The sequence below is a fragment of the Collimonas sp. GW821-FHT07E08 genome (assembly GCF_059418905.1).
Genome location: NZ_JBWKQR010000041.1, coordinates 1 through 2969, shown reverse-complemented (window position 1 = coordinate 2969; position 2969 = coordinate 1). Strand labels below are relative to the sequence as shown.

Annotated in this window: 3 protein-coding genes; all 3 read left to right on the top strand. The window is 48.0% G+C overall.

The window, feature by feature from the left end; genetic code table 11:
- A partial coding sequence (locus AC07RZ_RS24035) for a DUF2345 domain-containing protein (protein ID WP_494669859.1) occupies positions 1-679 on the top strand: 679 nt, incomplete at its 5' end.
- A complete protein-coding gene (locus tag AC07RZ_RS24030; protein WP_494669858.1) occupies positions 679-2304 on the top strand; it encodes a LysM peptidoglycan-binding domain-containing protein in 1626 nt (541 codons plus the stop codon). The genes AC07RZ_RS24035 and AC07RZ_RS24030, both read left to right, overlap by 1 nt.
- On the top strand, positions 2301-2843 hold the full coding sequence (locus AC07RZ_RS24025) for a hypothetical protein (RefSeq protein ID WP_342829465.1): 543 nt from the start codon (positions 2301-2303) through the stop codon (positions 2841-2843). The genes AC07RZ_RS24030 and AC07RZ_RS24025 overlap by 4 nt, the downstream gene beginning before the upstream one ends.
- The last annotated feature ends 126 nt before the right edge of the window (positions 2844-2969 follow it).

Here is a 2969-nt window from a genome sequence, read left to right as displayed (position 1 = left end):
CAGCGATGAGCACACGGCCATCACTACCGGCAAGAGCCTGTCCATTGCCAGCGGAGACAGTCTGTTTGCCAGCATCAAAAACACGTTCCGGCTGTTCGTCCAGAAAGCCAATATAAAGTTGACTGCCGGGACTGGCGACATCGATATGCAGGCGCTGTCCGACAGCATCAACCTGCTATCCAAACTCAACATCACCCACACCGCCAATCGCATCACTATCACCGCCAAGGAAGAAGTGCTGATCAATGGCGGCGGCAGCTATGTCAAGTACAACGCTGCTGGGATCGAACACGGAACGAATGGCACTTTCGTAGCTCATGCAGCCTCGCACAGCCTGCCTGGGCCTAAGAATTTACCAGCCGTGATACCTGATTTCTCGAAAGGAGGACCGCCCTACAGCTTGCGTTGGAAGGTTCTCAGCGCTGTGGACGGCGAACCCGGCCACAGTGTCGATGTCGTCGCACGAGAGCATGGAGAAACCGGCGCTATAGTTGAAACCAAGACTGGCGGTGACGGTAGGAATGACCGACATAAAGACGAAGAAACGCCGACAGCGTACACAGCCCTGTTGGGCAGTGGTGAATGGGTAGTACATACCAGCCTTGAAGACGACCCGCAGCAACTAGAAAGGGCAGATTGGCATAACCAAGAAGCCGTGGACCCGAATGAGGACGCATAATGACCAGCAGCTACACCGTTCAACGAGGCGATACGCTTACAAAAATCGCCAAGCTACACGACTCTACACCGCAGGCCATTGCGGAGTTGAATCAGCTATCCGACATTAATTTGATTCACATCGGGCAACGCCTGCAGGTTCCGGGCGCGTCTGCGCCAGTTCCCGAACCCAGACCCGCGCCGCACAATCAGGAACAAGCATCCCAGGAGCGCACTCTATTCATGCAGTTTGTGGATGTGCTCAATAAGCCGATCAAAGACCTGAAGGTAAAGCTGCATTTGGATGGAGAAACCGCCGAACATGTCACCGACAGCAAAGGTGAAGTACCACCCGTTGATGTAAAAAATAAGTCCAGCACTGTGAAGGTCGAGGTTGAGACTGTCAGTGGCAAATCCAAGCACATCGCCACGGTCAGTCCCAGAGGCGTCAATACCTATGTGCGATTGCATAGTCCAAAGCTGGCTGTGCAGTCGCAACTGCGTACGCACGAAGGGACGCCATCTGCGGCTCCGACACCAGTACTTCCGGGAGCTACCGCATCAGCGTCCCCAGTCACAGCTGCCGACGGCTCAACATCAAAGCCAAAAACTACCGTGCCCCCGGGGGCTGTCACAGACACTCGTTCGCCTGCAGGCCATCCAGTGCAGGAAGTCACGATGGAATGTCCGAACAAGCTGAATTTGAAGTTGATGCAAAATTTCGCTTATCACGACTACATTGTCGCTGCAGCCACTCGAGCTGCAATGATTCCTCAGGCTATTGCGGCAATCATGAATGCCGAGGCCGCGACTATTTTCACGATAGAAGAAATTCCGGTAATCAATAAAAAAACAAAAGAGCCCGTACTCGATAAAAAAGGGAAGCCCGTTGTCAAGAAAAAGAAAATAAACACCTTTGTTTGGGATCCCAACTCGGCATCGCCAAATTCATCTGCTCGCGGTATGACTCAATTCCTGGACGCAACCTGGATAGAAATGGCCCTGACCGACGATACATTTTTGAATGCACGCGCTAAAAAAGAAGGATGGTTGACGAGGAGCACTGTCACGATCAAGCATAAAAAAAGCGAGGAAACTAAAGAGGTTCCGGCATTCAAACTTGAGAATGGCACCTTTGTCACGCCAGGAAAAATCTCCATAGCACGACAATTATCTTCCAAGCCGCATTTGACGGGGCGAGCCACCGCCAGTGATGGCAATCTACAAAAATTGCTTGATTTACGGCTCCAAGCTGAGTATGCAATTCATACTGCAGTAGACTATGCCATGCAAAATCTGGCGATGTTGACAAAGGCAAAATTCAAGATCGATACTCTCAACGATGGAGAGAAGGCCAAAGTTGCATATCTGGCGCACCATCTAGGGCCGGGAGATGTCAAAGAATTTATCAACGACACCATGACGGCAGAACACGCTGAATATTTATTAAAGGCGCAGGTAGGCAAGGTTAATGCTGCAGAAAGAGCGGAAGAAAATAAAAACAATTATTTGACCGCCCATAGAACTTGGCTTAATGGTTTTATCAACGACAGAATAACCGTTATTAAATATATGTGTGACGCAACCAAAGCTCCCACTGTTAGGGAGTTATTGGACATCACGGTTGCTATAAGAGAGAAAGCATGAAATTGATAAGAATATTTATTTTTATACTCGCTTCTTCTCTGGCGCACATTGGTTTTGCAGAAGATGCTAAGAGTTCAACTACGAAAAACAATTCGTTCAGGGATGTCTACCCATCGAAATTTGGGATGATTCAACGCACCGACGATGGTAGCGTTATTTTGAATGGGAAAATTTTACTTCAAGGAAATTCTGAAAAAGATGATTTTGGTACGACGATTGATTATTCTGTTGTAGATTTTCAAGTGAATAAAAATTCTCCGGCAGTGGAGACTCAATCACACGGCGGCAGAAAATATTTTGGGAGGCAGGTCTATCGACTTGTTTTGGTCGGTAGATCTCAAAATCCGGTTTTTTACAGAATTGTGGATTTGACTGGCAAAGAACCGTTTATATCTGAAAGATTTGGCAAAAATGATCATTGGGCTAACGGCTACAAAAGCGCCGAATGGGGGAAAAATAAATCTTATATTAATTTAACAGGGGAAATCACATACCTATACACTACATACAAAGATGTTCAAGGACCGTTTGCTTACTAGTTCACTGTGTGTTGATTTGCATCCAAAATTGGCCCACTTTGCCGCATAATTTGCACACGAAACTGATAATCATCTAGCCGTCCTCCCTCGGCAAGCGCCGAGCGATAAAGTCATGGTGCGAACCTC

What these genes read in the sequence shown, in the direction of transcription:
- AC07RZ_RS24030 (WP_494669858.1), top strand. Translation starts at nt 679, where the DNA reads ATGACCAGCAGCTACACCGTTCAACGAGGCGATACGCTTACAAAAATC.
- AC07RZ_RS24025 (WP_342829465.1), top strand. Translation starts at nt 2,301, where the DNA reads ATGAAATTGATAAGAATATTTATTTTTATACTCGCTTCTTCTCTGGCG.